At 68.2% G+C, this 17,883-nt stretch carries 20 protein-coding genes; 13 read left to right on the top strand and 7 right to left on the bottom strand.

Annotated elements, in window-relative coordinates; translation table 11 throughout:
• Positions 1-68 precede the first annotated feature (68 nt).
• A complete protein-coding gene (locus C1927_RS12970) occupies positions 69-953 on the top strand; it encodes a mechanosensitive ion channel domain-containing protein (protein WP_079222305.1) in 885 nt (294 codons plus the stop codon).
• Positions 954-1,075: 122 nt separating this feature from the next.
• On the opposite strand, the gene C1927_RS12975 is transcribed toward C1927_RS12970, so the two are convergent.
• From C1927_RS12975 to tadA, 4 genes are all read right to left on the bottom strand, one after another.
• The gene (locus C1927_RS12975; RefSeq protein WP_108746913.1) at positions 1,076-2,191 is read right to left on the bottom strand and encodes an alkene reductase; all 1,116 of its coding nucleotides are present in this window, start codon (positions 2,189-2,191) and stop codon (positions 1,076-1,078) included.
• Between the two features lie 99 nt (positions 2,192-2,290).
• A complete protein-coding gene (locus C1927_RS12980; protein WP_079222307.1) occupies positions 2,291-3,163 on the bottom strand; it encodes an EcsC family protein in 873 nt (290 codons plus the stop codon).
• A 168-nt stretch (positions 3,164-3,331) separates the two neighbouring features.
• A complete protein-coding gene (orn, locus tag C1927_RS12985; RefSeq protein ID WP_108746914.1) occupies positions 3,332-3,904 on the bottom strand; it encodes an oligoribonuclease in 573 nt (190 codons plus the stop codon).
• Between the two features lie 75 nt (positions 3,905-3,979).
• The gene (gene tadA / locus C1927_RS12990) at positions 3,980-4,507 is read right to left on the bottom strand and encodes a tRNA adenosine(34) deaminase TadA (RefSeq protein WP_108746915.1); all 528 of its coding nucleotides are present in this window, start codon (positions 4,505-4,507) and stop codon (positions 3,980-3,982) included.
• 84 nt (positions 4,508-4,591) lie between these two features.
• Here tadA and C1927_RS12995 point away from each other — a divergent pair, with 84 nt between their 5' ends.
• Together C1927_RS12995 and C1927_RS13000 are read left to right on the top strand one after the other, a co-directional pair.
• On the top strand, positions 4,592-5,029 hold the full coding sequence (locus C1927_RS12995) for an acetyltransferase (protein WP_079222310.1): 438 nt from the start codon (positions 4,592-4,594) through the stop codon (positions 5,027-5,029).
• A gap of 80 nt (positions 5,030-5,109) precedes the next feature.
• On the top strand, positions 5,110-5,316 hold the full coding sequence (locus C1927_RS13000; RefSeq protein ID WP_254051479.1) for a hypothetical protein: 207 nt from the start codon (positions 5,110-5,112) through the stop codon (positions 5,314-5,316).
• A gap of 40 nt (positions 5,317-5,356) precedes the next feature.
• On the opposite strand, the gene C1927_RS13005 is transcribed toward C1927_RS13000, so the two are convergent.
• On the bottom strand, positions 5,357-5,863 hold the full coding sequence (locus C1927_RS13005) for an N-acetyltransferase (RefSeq protein WP_108746916.1): 507 nt from the start codon (positions 5,861-5,863) through the stop codon (positions 5,357-5,359).
• A 63-nt stretch (positions 5,864-5,926) separates the two neighbouring features.
• Between C1927_RS13005 and C1927_RS13010 the strand changes: the two genes are divergently transcribed.
• From C1927_RS13010 to C1927_RS13045, 8 genes are all read left to right on the top strand, one after another.
• On the top strand, positions 5,927-6,586 hold the full coding sequence (locus tag C1927_RS13010; protein WP_108746917.1) for an HD domain-containing protein: 660 nt from the start codon (positions 5,927-5,929) through the stop codon (positions 6,584-6,586).
• A gap of 119 nt (positions 6,587-6,705) precedes the next feature.
• On the top strand, positions 6,706-7,902 hold the full coding sequence (locus C1927_RS13015; protein ID WP_079222313.1) for an MFS transporter: 1,197 nt from the start codon (positions 6,706-6,708) through the stop codon (positions 7,900-7,902).
• A gap of 143 nt (positions 7,903-8,045) precedes the next feature.
• Positions 8,046-8,294 (top strand): hypothetical protein, encoded by a 249-nt coding sequence (locus C1927_RS13020; protein WP_079222314.1) that lies wholly within the window; start codon positions 8,046-8,048, stop codon positions 8,292-8,294.
• Complete coding sequence (locus tag C1927_RS13025; protein WP_108746918.1) at positions 8,291-8,479, top strand: hypothetical protein; 189 nt, start codon at positions 8,291-8,293, stop codon at positions 8,477-8,479. The genes C1927_RS13020 and C1927_RS13025 overlap by 4 nt, the downstream gene beginning before the upstream one ends.
• A 15-nt stretch (positions 8,480-8,494) precedes the next feature.
• Positions 8,495-9,238, top strand: a complete 744-nt coding sequence (locus tag C1927_RS13030; protein WP_108746919.1) for an SOS response-associated peptidase family protein — start codon at positions 8,495-8,497, stop codon at positions 9,236-9,238.
• A 148-nt stretch (positions 9,239-9,386) separates the two neighbouring features.
• Entirely contained in the window at positions 9,387-9,602 is a 216-nt protein-coding gene (locus tag C1927_RS13035; RefSeq protein WP_254051480.1) for a hypothetical protein, read from the top strand.
• A 145-nt stretch (positions 9,603-9,747) separates the two neighbouring features.
• Positions 9,748-11,868 (top strand): methyl-accepting chemotaxis protein, encoded by a 2,121-nt coding sequence (locus C1927_RS13040; protein WP_108746920.1) that lies wholly within the window; start codon positions 9,748-9,750, stop codon positions 11,866-11,868.
• 189 nt (positions 11,869-12,057) lie between these two features.
• Complete coding sequence (locus C1927_RS13045; protein WP_108746921.1) at positions 12,058-13,821, top strand: sensor domain-containing phosphodiesterase; 1,764 nt, start codon at positions 12,058-12,060, stop codon at positions 13,819-13,821.
• A 32-nt stretch (positions 13,822-13,853) separates the two neighbouring features.
• Here C1927_RS13045 and C1927_RS13050 read toward each other — a convergent pair whose 3' ends face one another.
• Positions 13,854-14,270 carry a hypothetical protein gene (locus C1927_RS13050; protein WP_108746922.1) on the bottom strand — a complete coding sequence of 139 codons (417 nt, stop codon included), beginning with the start codon at positions 14,268-14,270 and terminating at the stop codon, positions 13,854-13,856.
• Between the two features lie 117 nt (positions 14,271-14,387).
• Here C1927_RS13050 and C1927_RS13055 point away from each other — a divergent pair, with 117 nt between their 5' ends.
• A complete protein-coding gene (locus tag C1927_RS13055) occupies positions 14,388-15,581 on the top strand; it encodes a GAF domain-containing sensor histidine kinase (protein WP_159095357.1) in 1,194 nt (397 codons plus the stop codon).
• On the opposite strand, the gene C1927_RS13060 is transcribed toward C1927_RS13055, so the two are convergent.
• The gene (locus C1927_RS13060) at positions 15,565-17,088 is read right to left on the bottom strand and encodes an FAD-dependent monooxygenase (protein ID WP_108746924.1); all 1,524 of its coding nucleotides are present in this window, start codon (positions 17,086-17,088) and stop codon (positions 15,565-15,567) included. The genes C1927_RS13055 and C1927_RS13060 overlap by 17 nt on opposite strands.
• 81 nt (positions 17,089-17,169) lie before the next feature.
• Here C1927_RS13060 and C1927_RS13065 point away from each other — a divergent pair, with 81 nt between their 5' ends.
• Complete coding sequence (locus tag C1927_RS13065) at positions 17,170-17,817, top strand: TetR/AcrR family transcriptional regulator (RefSeq protein ID WP_108746925.1); 648 nt, start codon at positions 17,170-17,172, stop codon at positions 17,815-17,817.
• The last annotated feature ends 66 nt before the right edge of the window (positions 17,818-17,883 follow it).

The following is a 17,883-nucleotide window of genomic DNA, read 5'->3' on the forward strand; positions in this document are numbered from 1 at the left end:
CGCCTCTGCGGGGCGTGCCTGTTTCTGGCGTTCGCATACGCCATGACGACCGCTGCAAAGGAGCCCGCATGATTGCTGTCACCGCCCCCGCCACGACCTGGTTCCATTCGCTGGATTGGGAACGCCTGTTCGAAACCTACGGCGTGCCGCTGCTTGCCGCCATCGTGGTGCTGCTGGTCGGCATGTGGCTGGCAAGACGGGTGTCCAATACCCTGCCGCGTGCAACGGCAAGGGTCGGCATGGACCCGATGCTCGGCAATTTCATGCGAAACGTGGTGTATTCGGCCTCGCTGGTCATCGTGGTCGTGCTGGCCATCAATACGCTGGGCGTACCGATTTCCCCGCTGCTTGCCGTGCTCGGCACCGCCGGCCTGGCCGTCGGCCTGGCATTGAAGGATTCGCTGTCCAACATCGCCTCCGGGGTGATGCTGGTGACCCTGCGCCCGTTCCGCGTTGGCGATGTGGTGACCGTGGCCGGGCAGACCGGCACCGTGCGCGAAGTGCGCATCTTCCAGACCGTCATCACCGGCGCCGACAACCAGCACACCACCATTCCCAACACGCTGATCACCGCCGCGCCGATCATCAACCTCACCGCCGAGCCGACGCGCCGCGTCGAACTGGTGGTCGGCATCGGTTACGAGGACAACATCCAGCTGGCGCGTGAAACCGCCATCGCGCTGATGAAGGCCGACAGCCGCGTGCTGCCTTCGCCCGAGCCGGACGTGGTGGTGTACGAACTGGGCGACCACGCCATCAAGCTGGGCATCCGCTGCTACGTGAAATCGGCCGACCAGTTCGGTACCAAGGTCACCCTGCTGGAACAGATCAAGCTGGGCTATGACAAGGCTGGCATCAACCTGCCCTACCCGCAGCAGGACATGCACCTGTACCTGCATGGCAAGGATGGCGGCGTGGTCGAGGCCGAGGCGCTGGTGCGCGACAAGCCCTGACATCCAGGTAGCGCCGGGCATGGCCCGGCGCTACCCGACACAGCGTGCCGACCAACGGTCGGCACCCACCACATGCCATGCACTGGGAGTGCCGGCCGCTGGCCGGCAACCACACATCGGTATCAGGCCTCGACGGCCTCTTCCAGCGCCGGGTAATCGGTGTACCCCGCTTCGCCGCCGCCAAAGTACGTCGCGCGATCCGGCGGATTCAGCTCCGCCCCGTTGCGCAGGCGCTCCGGCAGGTCGGGGTTGGCGATGAACGGCCGGCCGAAACCGATCAGGTCCGCCCAGCCCTCGGCCAGCGCCTGCTCGGCACGTTCGGCGGTGTACTTGCCAGCGTAGATCAGCGTGCCCGGGTAGACCATGCGCAGGGCCTGCTTGAATGCCACCGGCATCACCGGCGCATCCTCCCAGTCGGCCTCGGCGATGTGCAGGTAGCCCACGCCGAGCCCGCCCAGCAGATGCGCGGCGGCCAGGTAAGTCGCCTGCGGCGTGTCGTCCACCGCACCCTGCAGGGTCGTCAGCGGCGCCAGGCGCACGCCCACGCGCTGCGCACCGGCGACAGCCACCACGGCCTCCACCACCTCGCGCAGGAAGCGCAGGCGGTTCTGCAGCGCGCCGCCGTAGCCATCGGTGCGCTGGTTGGCCTGCGAATCGATGAACTGGTTGATCAGGTAGCCGTTGGCACCATGCAGCTCGACGCCGTCGAAGCCCGCGGCCAGCGCATTGCGGGTGGCCTGCGCGTAGTCGGCGATGATGCCCGGAATCTCGTCCTCGGCCAGCGCGCGCGGCATCGAGTGCTGGATCATCTCGCCCACACCCGACCCGGGGCCGGCGCCGGTCGGGTCGACGAAGACCTTCACCCCTTCGGCCAGCAGTGCCGACGACGATACCGGCGCCGCGCCATCGGGCTGCAGGGCGACGTGGGAGACGCGGCCGACGTGCCACAACTGGGCGAAGATGCGCCCACCGGCGGCGTGTACCGCATCGGTCACCTGCCGCCAGCCCTGCACCTGTGCCTCGCTGTGGATGCCCGGGGTCCAGGCATAGCCCTGGCCCTGCGGGCTGATCTGGGTGCCTTCGCTGACAATCAGGCCGGCACCGGCGCGCTGGGCGTAGTACCGGGCCATCTGCGCGGTGGCGACATTGCCGGCGGCCGCCCGCGAGCGGGTCATCGGCGGCATCACGATGCGGTTCGGCAGGGCCAGCGTGCCCAGGGTGTGGGGGGTGAACAACATGGCGCATTCTCTTGCGGGGGACTGACCGCAAGGATGGGGACGGCCCGCGGCGCGCAACAGCCGCCCGCGGGCAAAACAGTTGTGCCGTGAAGGCAAGGGTTACAGCGTCGGCTCGATCCTGGCCGCGCCATGCGCCACCCGGTCATAGCAGGTCCGCACCACCTCTTCGCCGTACTTCAGCTCCAGTCGGCGCACGATGAAGTGGCCGCGCGCCATGTCCTGGTAGTAGTCGGTGAACATCGTATTGAGGGTGGCGCCGGCCGCGGCGCCCACGATCGGCACCGCCTGCGCGGCGAACTTCTCGGTCACCACCACGCCGAAACGCGCAGCCACCTTCTCCACCAGCTTGGCCAGCAGCTTGCCGGCCTCCTTCGGTGCCACGCCCAGGGTCAGGTCGCGGCCGGTGACCACGCGCCCGGCCAGTTCGGCCGACAGATGGCGCATCACGTCGGTGGTGAAACCGCGCGCCAGGTAGTAACCGGTCTCGCTGGCATCGTCGCGTGGCGAATTGCCGCCCAGCGCGAACACCTCCAGGCAGGCCTGGCGGGTGCTGAACTGCGACAGGTCGAACCCCTCGCTGCGGGCCACGTCGGCCACGGCGCGCATCATGATGGTGGTGGACACCGGCAGCTCGATGAACAGCGCGGCAAAGCCGAAGGCACCGCCCACGGCACCCGATGTCGCCGCAGCCACCTTGTGCCAGCGGGTGGAGGCCGACTTGCCGGGCGTGTTGCCCATGCTCCACAGCGCCGCCTGCGCGGATTTCGACAGTGCCGCCTCGACGGCGCCATGGATGCGCCCGGAGATCGCCTTGGGCAGCGCCTTCACCGCGAACTCCAGCGGCGTGCCGACCAGGTTGGCCATGCGCGCGGTGATCGTCGGCGCCTCCAGCAGGGTCACCGCCCGCTGCAGGTCGGCCCAGTCCTGGGCATCGTGGGCGATATCGCGCGGCAGCAGGATCGGCTCGTTCATGGGGCCGATAGTAGCGCCATGGAGTTGAACGGTTTGTCGCGGGCACGACAGAGGGGTCAGAGCCCTTTCCGCCGGAAAGGGATCCGACCCCGGCGCCTTGCCGGCCAGCGGCCGGCACTACCAGTTCGCGTGACCCCGGTAGCGCCGGGCCATGCCCGGCGTCGTTGTTCAGGCAGTCGGCAGGCCCGACAGCACGCCCATGAACTGGCGGTAGTGGCGCAGTTCGGCGATCGAATCATGCACGTCGCTCAGCGCGGTGTGGTTGCTGTTCTTGGCCAGCCCGGCAGCCACGGTCGGCGCCCAGCGCTTGGCCAGCTCCTTCACCGTGGACACGTCCAGATTGCGGTAATGGAAGTACTTCTCCAGCCGCGGCATCTGGCGATGCAGGAAACGGCGGTCCTGGCAGATCGAGTTGCCGCTCATCGGCGAAACACCCGACGGAATCCACTGCGCGAGGAAGTTCACGGTCTGCGCTTCGGCCTGGGCCAGGGTGGTGGTGCTGTCCAGCACGCGCTGCCACAGGCCCGAACGGCGATGCTGGTTGCGGTTCCATTCGTCCATCGCTTCCAGCGTTTCCAGCGGGTGGTGGATGGCGAATTGCGGGCCCTCGGCCAGCACGTTCAGCTGGGCATCGGTGACCACGGTGGCGATCTCGATGATCGAATCGTTGTCGGTATCCAACCCGGTCATTTCCAGGTCGATCCAGATCAGTCGTTCGTTGGCCGCGCCGTTCTCCACCATCGTGTCGCCTCGTTGCTGGGCAGGCAGGGCGCCCGCCGGAAAAGGAAAGAGGCGGCCATCATACCCTTTCGCTGCTCAGCCCTCGCCGGCGTGGTCTTCCAGCAGCAGCGGCGGTTTGCCGCGCTTGGCGCGGAAGTAATTGGTCAGGCGCAGGCTGGCCTCCTTGGCCAGCACGCCACCGTGGATCTCCACCCGGTGGTTGTGGCGGCCATCGCCCAGCAGGTTGAACACGCTGCCGCAGGCACCGGTCTTCGGGTCGCTGGCACCGTAGACCAGCCGCGCGACGCGCGCGTGCACGATGGCCATCGCGCACATCGCACACGGCTCCAGGGTCACGTACAGGGTGCTGCCGATCAACCGGTGGTTGGCCAGTGCCCGCCCACCTTCGCGCATGGCCACGATCTCGGCGTGTGCACTGGGGTCATGGGAGGCGATGTTGAGGTTCCAGCCCTCGCCCAGCAGCGCACCATCGGCGCCCACCAGCACCGCCCCCACCGGAATTTCGTCGAATTCGTGCTGCGCGCGCTCGGCCAGGGCCAGTGCGTGGCGCATCCAGTGTTCATCGGCATCGTGCACAGGCACGCCCAGCGGGGTGTCGACCATGGTTCTCCTCCCGCTTGGGGCTGTTCAATTGCGGGTGAGGCAGCAGCATACTACGCGTCCTTCACAAGCACCTTGGACAGTCACATGCCCACACTACGTCCCTCCCGCGCCGACGAAGGCGCTGCCCTGGTCGATCTCTGGCGTCGCTCGGTCGATGCCACCCACGATTTCCTCAGTGCCGATGACCGCCAGGCCATCGATGCCGAAGTGGCCGGATTCCTGCCGCAGGCACCGCTGCTGGTCGCCGCCGATGCCCAGGATCGCCCGCTTGGCTTCATGCTGGTGGATGGCAGCCACATGGAAGCCTTGTTCATCGACCCCGCTGCGCGCGGTTCCGGCGTGGGCCGCCTGCTGCTGCAGCACGCGCTGGCCGAACACCCCCAGCTCACCACCGATGTCAACGCGCAGAACGCGCAGGCCGTGGGCTTCTATCGGCACCTGGGCTTCGTCGAAACCGGCCGCTCGCCGGTCGATGGCCACGGCCGGCCGTATCCGCTGATCCATCTGCGCTACGGCGGCTGAGCACGCCCACAATCCGTGCACTGGATGCTAGGTTTGCACTCCCTCGACACGGATGACGAACGATGCAACCAGCCGAAGTGATGTGGGGCCTGCTGATGGTGGTGATGGGCGCGGTCTGGTTATTCGTGCCCTTCGCGATTTTTTCGTGCCGCTCGCTGCTGGCCCGGCTGCTGGCCGAACAACAGCGCACCAATGCGCTGTTGACCCATATCGGTGGCCGGCGCATTCCGCCGCCGGAACCCGAGCCGGTGCCATGGGTGCCGCTGCGCGACGACGAGATGCCCTGAACCATTGCGGCCCGGGGCATCGCGCCCTTGGGCTGGATACTCAGGCAGTCGCTTCGAATGCCGGGGAATAGCGCACCTCGCCCTGTGGCAACGGTGGCTGCAGGCACAGCGCCTGGAAGTACCCGGCAGGAACGCCCGGCAGCACCAGCGCCGGTTCGGCACGGAAACCAAAGCGGTGGTAATACGCTGGCTCGCCCAGCAACACGCAGCCCCGCGCATGCTGCCGGCGCAGTGCGTTGATGGCTGCGTCCATCAATGCAGACCCGATGCCCTGCCCCTGCCAGGCCGGCGCAACCGAGATGGGGCCCAGGCCGAACCAGCCAGCGCTGCCATCGGATATCGACACCGGCGATACGGCCACGTGGCCGAGCAGCCGACTCTCGTCCACCGCCACCAGCGACACCGTCAGTTCACCGCGTGCACGCAATGCGTCAACGATGAACGCTTCGGTATGGCTGCTGTGCGCGGCATGGGCGAAGGCGGAAGCCGTCAGTGCATGGATGCTGGCGACGTCGGCCGGGGTTTCAGGGCGGATGATGAAGTTCACAGGACACCTCGTTCAGTTCAGCAGCGTGGGCGATACTGCATCGTCTACCTGCAGGAGGTGATGATGGACTGGGTTGTCGAGGCACGCACGTTGGCGTACGAAGCCCACGCCGGGCAGCAGGACAAGGCCGGGCTGCCCTACATCGAGCATGTCGCGCGCGTGGCCGCTGCCATCCATGACGATGACACGGCCAAGGCAGCGGCCTGGCTGCACGACGTGGTGGAGGATTGCCCGCAGCATGCGGCGCGGCTGGAGGCGTTTCCGGCGCCGGTCCGCGAGATCGTCACCCTGCTCAGCCGGCACAGCGCACCCGATGCCGCGCAGTACTACGCCCGCATCCGCCAGCATCCGCGTGCGCTGAAGGTGAAGCTGGCCGATATTGCCGACAACGCCCACCCTCGCCGGCTGCTGCAGCTGCCGCCGGCGGTGGCCGAACGCCTGCGTGGCAAGTACGCCGCCGCGCTGGCCGCGCTGGGCACCGGCAGCGCGTCCACCGTCGTGTCCGATCCGGCGCCTACGCGCGTGCTGCAGCTGATGGAGACCGCACGCATGCGGGTGCGGCAGGCCGAGGACGCCTGTGCCGGCGCCCACACCGGCGACGACACGCCCGGTCCGCACCTGAAAGCGCTGATCAGCGCACGTGACACCGCACTGGCCGAACTGGAAGCACAGCTGACAGCGGAGGCGTTCATCCTCTGGAGTGACATGTACGTGCTGGCCTGACCACGGCCGGGGCGCGGACGGCACCACCGGCCAAACGCTGATTCTTGGCAGCGGGCGCTGACCGCTGTTGCGGTGCAGCAGTACAATGGGCGGCTTCCTCCGCCCTGCCCGCCCCCCGCATGAGCCCCAATTCTCCCCTGGCCGCGCGGCTGACGCCGCGTCAGCGCACCTGGATCATCCTCGCCCTGTCGCTGGGTGGCTTTGCCATCGGCACCAGCGAATTCGCCAGCATGGGCCTGATGCTGGAAATCAGCCGCGGCCTGTCGATCAGCGAAACCCAGGTCGGCCACCTGATCAGCGCCTACGCCATCGGCGTGGTGGTCGGTGCGCCGATCCTCGCGTTCATCGGCGCCTCGTTCCCGCGCCGCAAGCTGCTGCTGGCCCTGATGGGCTTCTACGCGGTGGGCAACCTGGCCAGCGCCCTGGCCCCCAACTACAGCACCATGCTGATCGCGCGCTTCGTCGCCGGCCTGCCGCATGGCGCCTACTTCGGCGTGGCGATGCTGGTGGCCGCAGCCATCAGCCCGGCCGGCCAGCGTGGCCAGGCGATGTCGCGGGTGCTGCTGGGCCTGTCGATCGCGATCCTGATCGGCAACCCGCTGACCACCTGGCTGGGCCAGCAGTTGAGCTGGCGCACCGCCTTCGCCCTGGTCAGCGTGCTGGCCATCGCCACCGTGGTGATGATCGCCCGCTTCCTGCTGCCCGACCCGGACGAGGTGCGTACCTCGCCGATGCGTGAGCTGCGCGCGTTCAACACCACCCAGGTCTGGCTGGCGCTGGCCATCGGCGCGGTCGGCTTTGCGGGCATGTTCTGCGTGTTCACCTACCTCGCACCGACCCTGGTGCAGGTGACCGGCGTGGCCGAGTCGTGGATGCCGCTGGCGGTGGGTGTGTTCGGCATCGGCGCGATCATCGGCAACATCGCCGGCGGCTGGCTGGTGGACAAGTTCCACTTCAAGGCCGCGGCCGTGGTGCTGGTGTGGTCCATCGTGATGCTGCTGCTGTACCCGCTGGCCGCACAATCGGTGTGGACCATCGGCCCGATGATCATCACCGTGGGCACCATGGGCGCGCTGGCAGCCGTGCTGCAGACCCGTCTGATGGATGTGGCCGGCGAGGCGCAGACGCTGGCCGCCGCCTCCAACCACGCCGCCTTCAATACCGCCAATGCGCTGGGCCCGTGGCTGGGCGGCATGGCCATCAGCGCCGGCTTCAGCCCGGCCACCACCGGCTATGTCGGTGCCGCCACCGCCATCGGCGGCCTGCTGCTGTGGGGCGTGTCGATGCTGGTGGACCGCCGCCGCAAGGCGGCCTGAGCCCCCGGACCGCAGCCCTTGCCGCTGGCAGGGGCTGCGCCTGCCGGAGGCCGCGTTGACCTCGCCGCCGCATCGGGCTGACGGTGCCGTCACAGGGGAAAGTGTGACGATGAATGCACCTTCTTCCTGGCAGCCCCTTTCCCATGTCGGACACCGGTCACTTCGCCATTCGCGCCTTCGAGGCCGTCTTCAACATGGCCGGTGGCGTCGAACGCATTACCGCGCTGACGGTGACCTGCAAGCACTGCGATGCCACGACATCGTCTACCGAAGGCAACCTGCTGCATCTTCCCGGTGGCACCCTGTTCCGTTGCGATGACTGCGGCTGCCACCAGGCGGTGAGCAATGCGCGCGTGGCCGACTGGCAACTGCCGCGGGTACTGGGTGTATGAACATGGACGCGCCCCTGACGGCCGGACAGCTGCAGATCCTGCGCGCGATCGCCGATGCGCAACCGGTGAAGGGCGACGACGCCACCTGGGCGGTCACAGCCGGGCTTGCGGTGCAGGCCGAAGACGGTGACATCGACCTGACCCCGCACGGCCGCGACGTACTGCAGGCGCACGCGCCGCACTGACGCGGCGGGGCGGGCATGCGGCGCTTCGTGCAGGCCTTCGTCGACGCGGAAAGCTTTCCCGCTGACCTGCCCGGCGAAGTATCTGCCGCGTTGGCCGGTGCCGATACGCGCTACAACATCGGCAAGGACGGCCACGCATGGGTCTGGGCCGCCGGGGCATCCGATGCAGCCGCGGGCACCGTCGTTGCGGACATGCAGTGGGGCCTGGTGCCGCGCTGGTCGAAGCAGCCGTCCACGCCCTACACCACGGTTACCGCGCGGCTGGAACGCGCGCCACGCAGCCGCATCTTCGCCGATGCCTGGAACAAGCGCCGCTGCATCGTGCCGATGACCGGCTACTTCAAATGGGACCGGCAGCGACGGCCGCCCTGGCCGATGTTCGTCCAGCGCCAGGATGGCGTAGCGCTGCTGGCGGCGGGGCTGTGGGAGCACTGGCAGGATGACGCGGGCCAGCAGCGCGATACGTTTTCGATCCTGACCGATGGCAACCCTGCCATCCCTGCCCCGTTGTCGCCCGATGGCCCGGTGTTCCTCGAGCCCGCCGCGGCTGCGGCCTGGCTCGGCGGCACCCTGGCTACGCCGGCACAACTGCGGCGGCGCGCCCATACCGCTGCACTGGAAGCCACGTACGTCGGCCTCGGCATCCGCGACCCGCGTCGCGATGACTACACGCTGCTCGAACCCGTCGACCCGGATGGGCTGCAGGCCGATGACGTGCCGGCCGACTGGGATGGGGACGCGCTGGACGACGACACGTGAGCGAGGGGGAGCTGTCTGGCTGCAAAGGCATCCAGCCCCTTCGCTGAACCGCAAAAAACACATGGCGTGGATGTGGCTTCCTGCACAGTGCAGGCCATGCATCACCGCCCTGCCCCCCCGCCATGATGCCGTTGCCTTGCAGGCCGGAATGCTGGGCAGCGTGCTGGGCGTGGGCCTGTTCAAGGCACTGGCGCTGTCGGGCGTGGTGTCCGGCTCGTTGATGGGTATGGGGCTGTGGCTGCTGGCGTGCGTGCTGCTCGGCGCCTGGGCGCTGGCCGCTGGATTGGCCTGCCTGGCCCTCAGCCGGCGGGTTTTCGTGCTGATGCTCGCCCTGTCGGCCGTGTTCGTACTCTGCATCGCCTGACCTGCAGGCACCTCCGAAAAAAATCCTGTCCCCGGCGCTAAAGCTTCAGCCTGCGCCGCCGCTATCGTTGTACTGCTTGCCGGGACTCTTTCCTGTGCAGACACGCCCGGCAGTCGGGCCTACAACGACTACCGGATTTCACAAAATGAACACGCTGCGCCGCTTCAAGGTTGGCACCCGCCTCACTGCGGGCTTTTCCATCCTGCTTCTCCTGATCGCCACCATTCTTGCGATCGCCCTGCACAGCAATCACCAGCAGCGGCAACAGTTCGACAACGCCGTGAACGTCCGCGTCACCCGCATGGGCGAGCTGTACGACATGCTCATCATCAACAAGGAACTGCTGCTCCTGCGCCGCGACATGCTGATCAAGCGCGGCCAGGGCCTGGGCGAAGACATTGCCAGGGCGCATGCGATGTCGGAGCGCTACGACCAGATCTGGACCCACTTCACCGAGCGCCCGGCCACCAGCCCGCTGGCCGAAACGATGCGCGCCAAGGTTGCCCAGAAGCAGCAGGCCACCGTTGCACTCAACCGCGACCTCGATGCGGCGATGCTGGCCGGCGATTTCGATGCGGCCAGCACGCAGCTGCTGACCCGTGCCGGCCCGGCTGCCGCCGATTGGAACGCCGCGCTGGCCGAGTTCGCCGAACTTCAGCAGACCCTGGTCGACGAAGCCGCCAAGGAGATGCAGGCACTGGCCGCACGCACGACCGCGCTGCTCAGCCTGTTCGGCATGCTCAGCCTGGGCCTGGGCATCGTCGCCGCATGGCTGATCTCGCGCAGCCTGACCCGCCCACTGGCGCAGGTGCAGGCGTCGATCAGTGCGGTGACCCGCGGCGATCTCAGCATCCGCCACCAGGACGACAGCCCCGACGAAGTGGGCCAGATGCTGCGCGCCACCGACGGCATGGTCGGCCTGCTGCAGCGCTTCTCGCAGCAGACCCAGCTGATGATCGGCAAGCATGCCGCCGAGGACATCAGCCACCGCATGCCGGTGGATTTCCCCGGCGTCTACGGCGAGCTGGCGCAGGGCATGAACACCATGGTCTTCGAGCACCTGGACGCGATCGTCGACGCCATCGAGGTACTGAACCAGTATGCCCAGGGCGACCTCAGCCGCGACGCACGGCGCCTGCCGGGCAGCCGCGCGATGCTGCACGAATCGATGGATGCCGCCAAGGCCAGCCTGCACGCGATCAACCAGGACATCCAGCGCCTGGCATCGGCCGCCGCAGCCGGTGACTTCAGCGCGCGTGGTGATGCCACCGCCTACCGCCACGATTTCCGCCGCATGATCGAAGACCTCAACCGTCTGATGGCCACCGCTGACGGCAGCCTCGGTGCGTTGTCGAAAGTGCTGGGTGCGATGGCCGAGGGCGACCTGACCCGCCGCATCGACGGCGATTTCCAGGGCGTGTTTGCCGCCATGCAGCGCGACACCAACCGCACGGCGGAAAACCTCGCCGGCATCATCCGCCGCATCCAGCAGGCCTCCGGTTCGATCGCCAGCGCGTCCGATGAGATTGCCGCAGGCAACGCCGACCTCTCGCGGCGTACCGAAAGCCAGGCCGCGAACCTGGAGGAAACCGCTGCATCGATGGAAGAGCTGACCTCCACCGTCCGCCAGAACGCCGAGCATGCACAGCAGGCCGATGCGGCTTCGCGCAGTGCCGGCGAGGCCCTGCAGCAGACCGCGCACGCGGTGCAGGACGTAGTGCGCGTGATGGGCCAGATCAACGCTTCTTCGCTGCGTATCGGCGAAATGGTCAGCCTGATCGACGGCATCGCGTTCCAGACCAACATCCTGGCCCTCAATGCAGCGGTCGAGGCGGCCCGCGCGGGCGAACAGGGCCGCGGCTTCGCCGTGGTCGCCAGCGAAGTGCGCACCCTGGCCCAGCGCGCGGCGGCCTCGGCCAAGGACATCAAGGCATTGATCGATGAATCCACTGGCAGCGTGGAAGCGGGCATCACCATCGCCCGCCAGACCGAGGCCGCCATCGGTCAGCTGACCGCTGCCGCGGGCCAGACCGGGCACCTGGTGCAGCAGATCGCCCAGGCCAGCGTCGAGCAGGCGGCTGGCATCGAACAGGTCAACCAGACCATCGCGCAGATGGACGAGGCCACCCAGCAGAATGCCGCGCTGGTCGAGGAAGCCAGTGCAGCCGCGCGCGCAATGGCCGGACAGGCAGCGGAACTGGACCAGGCCGCCGCCGTGTTCCGCGTCTCGGGCCAAGCAGCCACTGCACTCCGGCGCGCGGCCTGATCGGCAGGGACCGATGCGGGCACTCACACTGCCCGCATCGGCCCCGCACTACCATCACGGTGCAGGCCTGAAGCATTCAGCAGGCAGCGGCCTGCCCCCCTTCCCCCGATCCCTGGCGCGCGACATTGTGGTTGCGCTGCCGCGGTCGTTCCGCCTGTGCAGCCTCCTGTACGTTCTGATGTGGTCCTGATGCCCTCCCCCGAACAAGAACGCCTTTCCACCCTGGCCGGCCTCAATGCGCTCGGCGACGTCTCCGGCGCCGCCCTCGACAGCCTCACCGAGCTCGCCACCCACGCCTTCAACGTGCCCGTTGCGTTCGTTTCGCTGCTGGAGGTCGATCGCCAGCGGCTGGTCTCGCGCAAGGGGCTGGACGTCACCCAGACGCATATCCGCGATTCGATCTGCGCCTCTGCCATCGGCATCGCCGAGACGCTGGTCATCGATGACCTGCGCGCGCACCCGCGCCACGCCAGCAATCCGCTGGTGACCGGCGATGCGCAGCTTCGCTTCTATGCAGGCACGCCCCTGGTTGCCCGCAACGGCGTGGCCATCGGTGCGTTCTGCATCATGGACGACGCGCCCCGGCAGTTTTCCGAAGCGCAGCGTCGCCAGCTGCAGACCCTGGCCAGTGCGGCGATGAACGAACTCGAGCTGCGCGCCCTGACCGGCCGCCGCGATCCGGTCAGCGGCCTGCCCGACCGCCATCAGTTCGCGCTGGACTTCGACGCCCACGCCGCGCGTGAGCCGGACACCTTCGTGCATGCGGTGCTGATCGACGTCTTCGATGCCACCACCGCTACCGAGGCCGGCCAGGTACTGGGCATGGCGCCACTGGAAACACTGATCCGCCGCATCGGCGTGCGCCTGCGGGTGGCGCTGGACGGCATGGCCGAGGTTTATCACGTAGGTGTGGCGCGGTTTGCCTTCGTGGTCGAGCTGTCATCGTCGAAGGCCGTGGAAGACCTGGTGGCCGAGCTGCAGGATCGGCTGACCCGGCCCATGATGGCCGCGCAGGTGCCGATGTCGCCTTCGTTCCATGCCGGCATCTGTGGCGTCACCCTGGGCCAGCACACGGCAGACGAGGCCATCCGCCGCATGCTGGTGGGGCTGAACGCCGCCATCAACAGCCGCGCGCCGTTCCGCTGGTATTCCGAAACGCGCGATGCGCGCACGCGGCGTGGCTATCGGTTGGCCACCGATGCACGCGAAGCGCTGCAGGAAAAGCAGTTCCACCTGGTCTACCAGCCGCGCTTCCGCGCCTCAGACCTTGAACCAGTGGCTGCCGAGGTGTTGATCCGCTGGAACCACCCGCAACTGGGTGCTGTCAGCCCGGCCGAGTTCATCCCGGTGTTCGAACGCACGGCGGTCATGCAGGGCATCACCCGCTGGGTGATCGACCAGGCGCTGGACCAGTGCGTTGCCTGGCGCGCGGCGGGCATCACGCTGACCCTTTCGATCAACTACTCGGCGCGCGACATGGGCGAGGAAGATGCGGCGCTGCGACTGATCCGCGCGATCGAACAGAAAGGGCTGTCCTGCGCGGACATCGAAGTGGAGATCACCGAGAGCCAGTGGCTGCGCGTGGACTCCCCCGCCGGCCAGCAGCTGCGGCAGATGGCGGCAGCGGGGCTGCGCATCGCCGTGGATGACTTTGGTAGCGGCTACAGCAACTTCGGCTACCTCACCGAGCTGCCGATCAGCACGCTCAAGCTGGACAAGACCGTGATCGACCGCCTTTGCCTGGACCCGCGTGCCGCGCTGAAGGTGGAAGCGATCATCGGCCTGGCCCAGCGCCTGGGCTATGCCGCGGTGGCCGAAGGCGTGGAAAGCGCCGAGCAGGTCGCGCGGCTGCAGGCACTGGGCTGCGATGAAATCCAGGGCTTTGCCCTGGCCCGACCGATGACGGCTGAAGCGTTCAGCGAACGATTCCGCGGCGCGTCCGCCCAGGCGTAGAGTCGAGCTTGCTCGACTGTCTCTGCTCGCGGTTACGCGGCGCGTGCGGCCAGCAGTTCAGCCACGCCGACACCCTCCAGCGAGCCGCAGCGCTCCAGCACGCCACCGGTGTACTGCGGTCGCAGCAGCGGCAACGCTTCCTCCAGCGCCACGACATCGCCAAACGCGAAGCACAGCGCGGTATCGGCCGACACCTGCTGCAGTTCCTGATGGAAGCGGATGGGGCACTCGAAGGCGCTGCCCAGCACCACCACCTTCACCTGCCCGGCGCGCTCGAACAGCGCATCCAGCATCTGCTCGCCGGCCATGTCGAACACCGGCCGGCCCAGTTCGATGCCGGTCACGCAGCAGCCCACAAAAATCTCCTTGCCGCCAAACCGGGTGCGCAGCACACGCGCATCGGCCGGGTGGGAAGCGGAGAAGGTCTGGAGGAGCGTACTGCTGATCACGGCATGCCTTGCGGTTCGGGAAGGGCGTGAAGTGTGTCGATGCGGCCGCGAAGGTGTGATGAAACTCCGGTAGTGCTCGCTATACTGGCCGCATACCGCAGTCTGTCCGGAACCCCCATGCCTACCCGAATCGATTTCCGGCCATCGCTGGACCTGGCATGCGCGTTGACCGGCATGCGCGTGGCACTGGTGGCTGAAGTAACCGACACCTCGGCACGCTCCATCCAGAGTATCGACAGCGCCGGCCTGGGCATTTCCAGCGGCATGCTCCTCGATGTGAACAAGACCTTCTGCAAGGAAGTCCGCGCGTCGCGCTCCCCGGTGTGGTTTGCCGATGCGTTGAGCCACCCGGACTACCAGTGCAGCCCCATCCCGGGCATGTACGGCTTCCGCAGCTTCCTCTCGGTGCCGCTGGTGCTGGACGACGGCTCCATTTTCGGCACGCTGTGCACGCTGGACCCGGAACCCCGGCCGGTGGATGAGGAACGCGTGCAGTCGCTGAACTCTTTGGCGTTACTGGTGGCGGCGCAGATCGATGCCATCCTCAGCCACGATGCCGACAGCCGCACCATCGATGGGCTGAAGGCGCAGGGCGATTCGGTCGGCCGCCAACTGGCCGAGTTCGAGCAGTCCAATGCCGAACTGCACCGGGTGGCCAAGCAGCGCGAGGAATTCATCGGTGTGCTGGCGCACGATCTGCGCAACCCTGTGCAGGCCATCCGCGCCGGTGTCGACCTGCTGTCGCTGGGCGCGTTGTCCGATTCGCAGCAGAAGGTGCTTGGCCATATCAACGAGAGTGCCGACCGCATCGCCGAACTGATCGATGTCACCCTGGATTTCACACGCGGACGCCTGGGCAGCGGCATCGCACTGAAGCTGGAGCCGTGGTCGGACCTGTCCGGCATCCTGGCCATGGCCTGCCGCGAAGCAATGCGCCCCTATCCGCAGCGCACCTGCGAAGTGGACCTGCAGCTGCCGTTGACCTTTCTCTGCGACGCCGCACGGTTGTGCCAACTGCTGGCCAACCTGGTCATCAACGCCGCCGTGCACGGTACGGCGGACCAGCCGATACGGGTGCATGGCCGAGGCACCGACGACGGCATCGAAATCAGCGTGGCCAACCAGGGCGTCATTCCGGCGGCGCAACTGGCGCAGGTGTTCGAGCCGTTCGCGCGGCCACAGGAGCGGCGGCTGGATGCCGGGCTCGGGCTGGGCCTGTACATCGCCTCGCAGATCGCCAAGGCCCACGGCGGCACGCTGAGCGTCACCAGTTCCGATGGCGCCGGCACGGTGCTTACGCTGCGGATCTGAACCAGCGCGACGCCGCCTCACGCACGTCGCCTGCCGCTTCACCGGTGTCGGCCGCCCAGGCGACGATGCCATCGGGCCGTACCAGCAGCGCCGCCAGTCCCATGCCATCTGTGGGCGGGCGGGTAATGCACTGGACCTGCGGCTGCCACGCATCCAGCACGCCGCACAGCGGCGAACCTGCATCGAAGACCCAGTACACACCGCGTCCCGCGCGAAGCAGTTCGCCCATGCGCAGCCCATCAGCCGACACGAAATCCGGCGCACTTCGCCCCACCAGCCGATGCGCGCCCCCGAGCTGCAGCTGCTGCGCAACGCCCCACACGCGCTCGGCCATGTAGGTCGCGCCCCCGGTGGTATCGAGCAGATCGGCCATCACCGCAGCCAGCGCACGCGAGCCCGCACCCGGCCGCATCAGCGCCACCTGCGCGCGCGACCAGTCCAGCACCTGCGCCCCGATCGGGTAGCGCTCGGCGTGGTAACTGTCCAGCAGCGCCTCGCCCGCCTCGCCACGCAGCACGGCGGCCAGCTTCCAGCCCAGGTTCATCGCATCGCCCAGCCCGAGGTTCAACCCCTGCCCACCCAGCGGCGAATGCACGTGCGCGGCGTCACCGGCCAGCAGAACGCGCCCGTGGCGATAGCGCTCGGCCTGGCGCGCGGCATCGGTCCAGGTCGTCGCCAGATGCAGTTCGCGCACCCGCACATCGCGGCCTGAAACGCGGCGCAGCAGGGCCTCTGTAGTGTCACGATCAAGCGGCTGGCGGTGCCCGGCGCCACCATCGAAATCGGCCAGTGCCAGCGTGCCGGGCGGGTTGAAGTTGCACATGCCATGGTCGGTGTACTGGCGGCCAGGCGTCAGCACCGAAGGATCCTCCAGCGTGACGCTGAGGGAGTGGCCCGTGAACTCAGGCTCTGTGCCGACGAAGGCAACACCGGCGCGCTTGCGCACCGTGCTGCGGCCGCCATCGCAGCCCACCAGCCAGCGGCCAGTGAAGCGTTGCCCGCCTGCATCAACCCGCACATGGTCAGCCTGCGGCTGGATGTCTTCCACGGCCGTACTGCGCATGATCCGCACGCCCAGCGACTGCGCGCGCCCGGCCAGCACCGCTTCCAGCGCCGCCAGCTCCACCGGCATCTGGGTGGCCGCCGGACCAGGCAACCGGTACGGCCAGCGCCCGCTGTCGACGCGGTCCAGCGCGAACGGAATACCGGCGAAGTGCCCGCCCAGTGGCCGCGCCTGCGCCAACCAGTGCGCGGTGCCCGGCGGCGGCGCCCCCTTGGCGGGCATGCGCACCTGGGTGGCGGCCACCGCCTGCAGCAGGCCACGGCGGTCCAGCGCCTCCAGCGTGGGCGCGTTGAGGCCGCGCAGGCCGAACGGCAGCCGCTTCAGCGGCGTGTCGGCCACTGCCGCCTGCTCCAGCACAAGCACCTGCGCCCCACCCCGGGCCAGCTCGGCCGCCAGAAACAGGCCGACCGGACCGGCGCCGGCGATGACCACGTCGTACTGCATGGAAAACCCCCATGAGCACCGGATCGGCGCTCTGTCGCCGCGAATGTTACACTCGGTGTACGTTTTCGATGTGAACCCGTCATGAGCCCACCTGCTGGCCGCCGCGAGCAACGCAAGGCCGAAACCCGGCAAGCCATTTCCGATGTGGCCACGCGCCTGATCATCGAGCGCGGCTTCGAGGCCGTGTCGATGGCCGAGATCGCCGAGGCCGCCGGGGTATCGCGCAAGACGGTGTTCAACTACTTCGCCAGCAAAGAACACCTGGTCTTCGACCGCGATGAAGAGGCACGGCAGCTGCTGCGTGAGGGCATGCACGCGCATGCCGGCCTGACCCCGCTGGCCGCCTTCAACACCCTGCTGCGCGAGCTGCTGCACAGTGGCCATCCCCTGCTGCGCATCCACCCCGGCGCCGCCGCGTTCTGGGCCACCGTGGCCGACAGCCCCGTGCTGGCCGACCACGGGCGGCGCCTGCAGGCGCAACTGACCGATGATCTGGCCCTGCTGATGGCCACCGCTGCAGGCCGTGACGCCGGTGATGCCGAGGCCCGCCTGGGCGCGTGCATGCTGATGGGCCTGGTGGTGGCCGCCTACCAGCGCGGATTGCAGGCCCTGGCAGGCAATGAGGAACCGCGCGAGGCCATGCTGCAGCTGATCGTGCGCGGCACGACCGGGGTCCTGGTGGCACTGGCCGGCACGCCGTACACCGCCCCGGCCCTGCCGCCCGGGTAAATCCCACACGGCACCGGGCCACGCCATGTTCACGCAATGTTCCTGTAATACGGTGCGGCACCGCCG

Source organism: Stenotrophomonas sp. ZAC14D1_NAIMI4_1 (assembly GCF_003086775.1).
GTDB lineage: Bacteria > Pseudomonadota > Gammaproteobacteria > Xanthomonadales > Xanthomonadaceae > Stenotrophomonas.

Bases quoted from the DNA above. Each gene is read 5' to 3' on its own strand.
- C1927_RS12995 (WP_079222310.1), top strand. From the start codon at position 4,592: ATGCCCACACTACGTCCCTCCCGCGCCGACGAAGGCGCTGCCCTGGTC.
- C1927_RS12970 (WP_079222305.1), top strand. From the start codon at position 69: ATGATTGCTGTCACCGCCCCCGCCACGACCTGGTTCCATTCGCTGGAT.
- C1927_RS12980 (WP_079222307.1), bottom strand. From the start codon at position 3,163: ATGAACGAGCCGATCCTGCTGCCGCGCGATATCGCCCACGATGCCCAG.
- C1927_RS13055 (WP_159095357.1), top strand. From the start codon at position 14,388: ATGCCTACCCGAATCGATTTCCGGCCATCGCTGGACCTGGCATGCGCG.
- C1927_RS13010 (WP_108746917.1), top strand. From the start codon at position 5,927: ATGGACTGGGTTGTCGAGGCACGCACGTTGGCGTACGAAGCCCACGCC.
- C1927_RS13000 (WP_254051479.1), top strand. From the start codon at position 5,110: ATGTGGGGCCTGCTGATGGTGGTGATGGGCGCGGTCTGGTTATTCGTG.
- C1927_RS13045 (WP_108746921.1), top strand. From the start codon at position 12,058: ATGCCCTCCCCCGAACAAGAACGCCTTTCCACCCTGGCCGGCCTCAAT.
- tadA (WP_108746915.1), bottom strand. From the start codon at position 4,507: ATGGTCGACACCCCGCTGGGCGTGCCTGTGCACGATGCCGATGAACAC.
- C1927_RS12975 (WP_108746913.1), bottom strand. From the start codon at position 2,191: ATGTTGTTCACCCCCCACACCCTGGGCACGCTGGCCCTGCCGAACCGC.
- orn (WP_108746914.1), bottom strand. From the start codon at position 3,904: ATGGTGGAGAACGGCGCGGCCAACGAACGACTGATCTGGATCGACCTG.
- C1927_RS13025 (WP_108746918.1), top strand. From the start codon at position 8,291: ATGAACATGGACGCGCCCCTGACGGCCGGACAGCTGCAGATCCTGCGC.
- C1927_RS13065 (WP_108746925.1), top strand. From the start codon at position 17,170: ATGAGCCCACCTGCTGGCCGCCGCGAGCAACGCAAGGCCGAAACCCGG.
- C1927_RS13020 (WP_079222314.1), top strand. From the start codon at position 8,046: ATGTCGGACACCGGTCACTTCGCCATTCGCGCCTTCGAGGCCGTCTTC.
- C1927_RS13035 (WP_254051480.1), top strand. From the start codon at position 9,387: ATGCTGGGCAGCGTGCTGGGCGTGGGCCTGTTCAAGGCACTGGCGCTG.
- C1927_RS13040 (WP_108746920.1), top strand. From the start codon at position 9,748: ATGAACACGCTGCGCCGCTTCAAGGTTGGCACCCGCCTCACTGCGGGC.
- C1927_RS13030 (WP_108746919.1), top strand. From the start codon at position 8,495: ATGCGGCGCTTCGTGCAGGCCTTCGTCGACGCGGAAAGCTTTCCCGCT.
- C1927_RS13015 (WP_079222313.1), top strand. From the start codon at position 6,706: ATGAGCCCCAATTCTCCCCTGGCCGCGCGGCTGACGCCGCGTCAGCGC.
- C1927_RS13060 (WP_108746924.1), bottom strand. From the start codon at position 17,088: ATGCAGTACGACGTGGTCATCGCCGGCGCCGGTCCGGTCGGCCTGTTT.